The sequence below is a fragment of the Victivallis lenta genome, assembly GCF_009695545.1.
Taxonomy (GTDB): domain Bacteria; phylum Verrucomicrobiota; class Lentisphaeria; order Victivallales; family Victivallaceae; genus Victivallis; species Victivallis lenta.
Genome location: NZ_VUNS01000038.1, coordinates 24371 through 30603, shown reverse-complemented (window position 1 = coordinate 30603; position 6233 = coordinate 24371). Strand labels below are relative to the sequence as shown.

At 62.6% G+C, this 6233-nt stretch carries 5 protein-coding genes; 4 read left to right on the top strand and 1 reads right to left on the bottom strand.

Features of this window, described 5'->3' with window-relative positions:
- Both FYJ85_RS21095 and FYJ85_RS21090 read left to right on the top strand, forming a co-directional pair.
- A partial coding sequence (locus FYJ85_RS21095) for a pyridoxal-phosphate dependent enzyme (protein WP_154420676.1) occupies window positions 1-368 on the top strand: 368 nt, incomplete at its 5' end.
- A 28-nt stretch (window positions 369-396) separates the two neighbouring features.
- A complete protein-coding gene (locus FYJ85_RS21090) occupies window positions 397-1686 on the top strand; it encodes an O-acetylhomoserine aminocarboxypropyltransferase/cysteine synthase family protein (RefSeq protein ID WP_154420675.1) in 1290 nt (429 codons plus the stop codon).
- A 171-nt stretch (window positions 1687-1857) separates the two neighbouring features.
- Here FYJ85_RS21090 and FYJ85_RS21085 read toward each other — a convergent pair whose 3' ends face one another.
- Window positions 1858-4032, bottom strand: a complete 2175-nt coding sequence (locus FYJ85_RS21085) for a hypothetical protein (RefSeq protein WP_154420674.1) — start codon at window positions 4030-4032, stop codon at window positions 1858-1860.
- Between the two features lie 156 nt (window positions 4033-4188).
- Here FYJ85_RS21085 and glmM point away from each other — a divergent pair, with 156 nt between their 5' ends.
- A complete protein-coding gene (glmM, locus tag FYJ85_RS21080) occupies window positions 4189-5568 on the top strand; it encodes a phosphoglucosamine mutase (RefSeq protein WP_106055540.1) in 1380 nt (459 codons plus the stop codon).
- Window positions 5565-6227, top strand: a complete 663-nt coding sequence (locus tag FYJ85_RS21075; protein ID WP_106055541.1) for an HAD family hydrolase — start codon at window positions 5565-5567, stop codon at window positions 6225-6227. The genes glmM and FYJ85_RS21075 overlap by 4 nt, the downstream gene beginning before the upstream one ends.
- Window positions 6228-6233: the final 6 nt, after the last annotated feature.

Sequence of the window (6233 nt, the reverse complement as noted above, 5' to 3'; positions counted from 1 at the left end):
TCGGTGAAGTGCTGAAAGCGCGCAATCCGGACGTGAAGCTGATCGCGGTGGAGCCCTCCGACTCCCCGGTGCTCTCCGGCGGCAGGCCCGGACCGCACAAAATTCAGGGCATCGGCGCCGGATTCGTACCGTCCGTGCTCGACACAGAGATCATCGACGAAGTCTTCCCCGTGAAGTCGGAGGATGCCGGCGACACCGCTCGCGCCGCAGCGAAGCGGGAGGGGCTGCTGGTCGGCATCAGTTCCGGCGCCGCGCTTTTCGCCGCGCTCGAACTGAGCAGGCGCCCGGAATATGCGGGCAAACGGATCATCGCCCTGCTGCCGGATACGGGAGAACGCTATCTCTCCGGCTGGCTGTTCAACAACTGAATCAACAACATACCGGGAGACCGCATCCATGAACAATCGAAACTATCATATCGAAACGCTGGCGCTCCATGCCGGTCAGGAGATCGAACCGGCCACCCGCGCCCGGGCAGTGCCGGTTTACCGCACCACCGCTTACAACTTCAAAAGCTCGCAGCACGGCGCCGACCTGTTCGCGCTGCGGGAGCCGGGCAACATCTACGCCCGGCTGATGAATCCGACCAACGACGTGCTGGAGAAACGCCTGGCGCAGCTCGACGGCGGCGCAGCGGCGCTGACGCTTTCCAGCGGCACGGCGGCGATCTATTTCGCCGTCACCAATATTCTCAGGCAGGGCGATGAACTGGTCTCCGCAAACAATCTTTACGGCGGCACCTTCACGCAGTTCGACGCGATCCTGCCCCAGCAGGGAATCACGGTCCGCTTCGCGCCGGTCAACGATTTTGCGGCGACAGAGGCGGCGATCAATGAAAAGACCCGTGCGCTCTATATCGAAACCGTCGGCAACCCGGCGCTCGACGTCGCCGACATCGAAGGTTACGCGACGATTGCGAAGAAGCATCACCTGCCGCTGATCGTCGACGCGACCTTCACGCCGCCGACGCTGCTGCGTCCGATCGAGCACGGCGCGAACATCGTGATCCACTCGCTTTCCAAGTGGATCGGAGGACATGGAACCGGCATCGGAGGAGTGGTCGTCGATGCCGGGAATTTCGACTGGACCGATCCGAAGTTCTCGCTCTACAACGAACCTGACCGCGGTTATCACGGACTGCGTTTCGCACACGATCTCGGGGAACTGAATCCGCTGGCGTTCATTCCGCGGCTGCGTACGGTCGGGCTGCGCAATCAGGGGCCGACGCTCGCGCCGGACGCGGCATGGCTCTTCCTGCAGGGAGTCGAATCGCTTCCGCTGCGCATGGAGCGCCACAGCTCCAATGCGCGGAAGGTGGCGGAGTTCCTGAAGCATCATCCGAAGGTCGCGTGGGTGCGCTACCCCGGACTTTCCGGCGATCCGTCGCATGAGCTCGCGCAGAAATACCTGCCGGACGGCGCGGGCGGTATGGTCGTATTCGGCGTCAGGGGCGGCAGCGCCGAGGGCATCAAACTGGTGGACAATATCGGGCTGTTCAGCATTCTCGCCAATGTCGGGGACGCCAAGAGCCTGATCATCCATCCGGCGAGCACGACCCACTCGCAGCTCTCCGACGAGGACCAGCGCAAGGCCGGACTCACGCCCGAACTCGTTCGTCTTTCCATCGGACTCGAACACGTTGACGACATCATCGCCGCTCTCGACGACGCACTGATACTGATCTGATAGGTCATATTGGTCACCCCTCTGCGCGCCCGGAACCGGGAGCGCTCTCTCCGCAGACGGGTTGAGCGGCGCCGCGGTCTCCCTCCCGGCTCTGCACTCTTCGGGCCGTTGCCTGCCGGCGATCCGGGTGCGCCGGGCGTTGCGGGCAGCTCCCCGCAACGCCCGGAGAGGTCAGGCGAGCTGCTGCACGTCGAGACGGTAGCCGGTGCTGTACTTTTTCGGATTGCTGATTTCGACCGAAATGAAGTAGACCGCGGCATCGAGCTGCTGCGTATTCAGCGCGGAGTCGAGCTTGAGTTTTTTGCCGGCTTCGTTGTAGAGCGTGATTTTGAGCTGCCTGCCGACCTCGATTCCGGCTTCGTCCGGAATCAGGTTCATATTGACGGCGCAGGAACGGTCCAGCTCGAAGCGGAAAAAGTCGGTTTGATCGTCGGGGCCGACCCAGTCGGTGACTTCGGCCTTCCGGGCGGAATCCCAGTTCAGCCGCGCGGCAGTCAGAATGTCGTCGTTGGTTTGCGGCGCCGATGAATAGTTGTCGGTGATGTCCAGCGTGTAGCCGCTGTTCTGCTTGCCTTTCCCCTTGTCGCCGGATTCGACGAGGATATAGACCGGCATGGCCGGGAGGACCAGGCCCTCGAGGGAGCCGCCGCCCGGCTTGACGCTGAGCGTCTTGATCTTTTTGCCCCGGCTGTAAAGCGTGACTTTGAGTTTCGCCGTCACATCGGAGAGGGTGATCGAGACGGTTCCGGCGCGGAGCGGATCGATCCGGTAGCAGTCCGCCGCATCTCCGTAGCCGACCCAGCCTTTGACCGAGGCGCGGCCGTTTTCATCAAGATCGATCCAGTCGGAGGTTTCGATCGTGTCGTCGTCGGTCGCGGCCGGAAAATAGTGGTCGTTGACGGTCAGCGTGTAGTCGCTGTTCTGCTTGCCCTTGCCTTTGTCGCCGGATTCGACCGAAAGGTAGACCGCCTCGCGGTCGAGCAGGAGTCCCCCCTTGAAGATGTCGGCGTTGTCCTTCGAAAGGCTGACGCTCTTGAGTTTTTTGCCGTCGGCGCGGTAGAGCGTGACCTTGACTTTCGCTGTCAGGTTGCCGATTCCGATGTAGACCCGGCCGGCCGCGGCCGGATCGATTCTGTAATAGTCGATCGCGTCGCCCATGCCGACCCAGTTGGAGGCGGAGCCGCTGCCGTTGGCGTCGAGCGCGAGTTCTGCGGCCTTGTCGCGGCTGTTGTCGTCGGATGCGGCCGGGAAATAACGGTCGTCGACGGTTACGGTGTAATCGGTGTTCTGCTTGCCCTTGCCTTTGTCGCCGGATTCGACCGACAGATAGAACGTTCCGCGGTCGAGCAGGAGCCCGCCTTTGAAGATGTCGGCGCTGTCCTTCGAGAGACTGACGCTCTTGAGTTTTTTGCCGTCGGCGCGGTAGAGGGTCACTTTGACCTTGGCGGTCAGGCCGCTGACGCCGATGAAGACCTGGCCGGCGCGGTTCGGATCGATCCGGTAATAGTCAACCGCGTCGCCCATGCCGACCCAGTTCGTTCCGGCGCCGTTTCCGTCCTGGTCGAGGGGGAGCTTCGCGGCCTTGTCGCGGCTGTTGTCGTCGGATGCGGCCGGGAAATAGCGGTCGTCGACGGTCAGCGTGTAGCCGGTGTTCTGTTTGCCCTTGCCTTTGTCGCCGGATTCGACCGAGAGGTAGACCGCTTCCTTGTCGAGCAGGAGGCCGTTTTTGAACACATTGCCGTTGTCCTTCGAAAGCGTGACGCTTTTGAGCTTTTTGCCGTCGGCGCGGTAGAGGGTCACCTTGACCTTCGCGGTCAGGCCGCTGACGCCGACGAAGACCTGTCCGGCGCGGTCCGGATCGATCCGGTAGTAGTCGATCGAATCGCCGAGCCCGACCCAGCCGTTCGCATTGCCGGCTCCGGCTTCGCTCAGGGGGAGGGCGGTCGCGTCGTAGGGCGTGTTGTTCTGGACCGGGTCCGGAAACCGGGTTCCGGCGACCGAGAGCGTGTACTCTCCGGCGGTCTTGCCTTTGTCCCGGCTCTCGACCATGATGTAATAGGTTCCCGCCGCAAGCGTCTGCGGCTTCATGGTGATTTTCCCGTTGCTGATCGTGATCGAGGCGGTTTTTTTGCCGTCGGCGTTGTAGAGCGCGGCTTTGGCCTTCAGGGAACCGCTGACGCCGCCGAGGACCTGGAAGATGCCGTTGGTCAGCGTGATCCGGTAGCAGTCGACGAGGTCGCCGGCGAGCCCGAGCGTTTCGGTATGCGGCGTGTTGAATTCCTGTTCGGTGGCGGAACCGAAGGTCCCGCCGGCGTCCGGAGAGAGCGTATAGGTCTGTATCGGCATGTGGTGATTTCCTCGATGCGGGTTGTTTTGTCAATCAATTCGGATATCCATAATTTAACGCTTTTCCCGAAAATATCAAATCGGGATTGAAGATTCATTGAAAAGAGTCCGCTCCGGCGTTATATTCTGCAAAGCGAAAGGACGGGAATTGCGGGAATGAACAGGATCAGTACGCTGAAATTTTCCGAAAGCGGCGTGCGCGGCATCGTCGGCGAAGGGCTCACGGCCCGGCTGGCCGCCGATCTCGGCGCGGCGTTCGGTTTTTATCAGGGCGGCGGCCGCATTGTGGTCGGGCGCGATACGCGTTCGACCGGCGGCATGTTCGAACAGGCGGTCACGGCCGGGCTGCTGGCCGCGGGGTGTGAGGTGCTGCGGGTCGGCGTCATTCCGACTCCGACGCTGCAGTACACGGTCAAGTCGATCGAGGCGGCGGGCGGCATCGCCATCACGGCCAGCCACAATCCGCCGCAGTGGAATGCGCTCAAATTCATCGGCGGCGCCGGAACGTTTCTTTCTCCCGGCGAGGCGGCCGGACTGTTCGATCTGTACAATCAGGGAAATCTGCCGTACCGCGCCGAAAGCGACTACCGCGGAATCCGGGTCCTGCCGGACGCGTTTTCGCTGCATGAGAAACGGATTTTCGAGGTGATCGACGTCGAAGCGGTCAGGAAAAAGAAGTTCCGGGTCGCGGTCGACTGCGTCAACGGCGTCGGCGCGGTGTTCAGCGCCGGCTTCCTGCAGCGGCTCGGCTGCGAGGTGTTCGCCATTAACGATCGGCCGGACGGGAACTTCGCCCGGTCTCCCGAGCCGCTGCCCGAGAACCTCGGCGCGCTCTGCCGGGCGGTCCGGGAAAACGGCTGCGACGTCGGCTTCGGGCAGGATCCGGACGGCGACCGGCTTACGGTCGTGACCGAAAAAGGGGTCGCGCTTTCGACCCACTATACCGTTGCATTGGCGGTCGACCAGGTGCTCGACGGCGGCGATCCCGGGCCGGTCGTCGCGAATGTCCAGACCTCGCGCCTGGTCGAGATGATCGCCGAAAGCTACGGCTGCAGTTTCTATTCCGCTCCGGTCGGAGAGATCAACGTGGTCGAGAAGATGATTGAGGTCGACGGCGTGATCGGCGGGGAGGGAAACTGCGGCGGGGTCATCTACCGGCGGGTTCACCCGGGACGGGACAGTTTCGGCGCGATGGCGCTGATTCTCGAGCGGCTTGCGTTTTCGGAGCGGAAGCTCTCGGAAATCGTGGCGGATTTTCCGCCGATCGCGAATTTGTCGTGCCGTTTCGATGTTCCGCCGATCCGTTCCCGCGCGGTTCTGGCCGAACTGACCCGCCGCTACCGGTCGTTTGCTCCGATGACCTTCGACGGACTGCGGTTCGACCTGCCGGAGGGACGCGTGCTCGTGCGTTCGTCCAACACCGAGCCGATTCTGCGGCTCAACGTCGAGTGCGCGAGCCGCCCGGAAGCCGAAGCGCTGCTGGCTCGCTTCAAGGATGAAATTCAACCACTGACAGAGGATGCCTCCCGAACGTGAAAACTCCCGCCGTTTATTTTTTCGACATGGATCACACGCTGATCAACAACGATTGCGACGTCAGCTGGAAACAGTTCGCCGTCAGGCACAACCTTGCGCCCGAGAGCGATCTCGCCGAGGCCGACCGCTATTTTGACGACTACAATGCCGGGACGCTCGATGTCGAAGAGTTCTATCTGTTCCAGTTCCGGGAGTTCATCGGGAAGACGCCGGAGGAGATGCGTCCGCTGGCCGAGCTGCATTTCGAGGAGTATGTGCGCCCGCACATCTATCCGGAAGCGCGGAAGCTCGTCGGCTCCCTGCTTGACGCCGGTTTCCCCGTGGCGATTCTGACCAGCACGAATTCGGTCGTCGCGCAGCCGCTCGCGGAGTGCCTTGGCATCCGGGAGGTTCTCGGCACGACGCTCGAGCTGGCGGACGGGCGCTATACCGGGCGCATCACCGGCACCTACGGCGCGCAGGAGGGCAAGGTCGAAATTGCGGCGGCATGGGCGGCCGGACACGGGTTTGCCCTGGCCGATTTCGCCTATTACGGCGACAGCGTGAACGATGTGAATATCCTCAATGCGGTCGGTTTCCCGTTCGCGGTCAACCCGGCTCCCGAGCTGCTCAAGCTCGCCCGGGAGAAGGAGTGGCCGGTTCTCGGCTGGACGGAATAACCGGGG

Excerpts from the sequence above, each read along its gene's own strand:
- FYJ85_RS21090 (WP_154420675.1), top strand. The coding sequence starts at position 397 with ATGAACAATCGAAACTATCATATCGAAACGCTGGCGCTCCATGCCGGT.
- glmM (WP_106055540.1), top strand. The coding sequence starts at position 4,189 with ATGAACAGGATCAGTACGCTGAAATTTTCCGAAAGCGGCGTGCGCGGC.
- FYJ85_RS21085 (WP_154420674.1), bottom strand. The coding sequence starts at position 4,032 with ATGCCGATACAGACCTATACGCTCTCTCCGGACGCCGGCGGGACCTTC.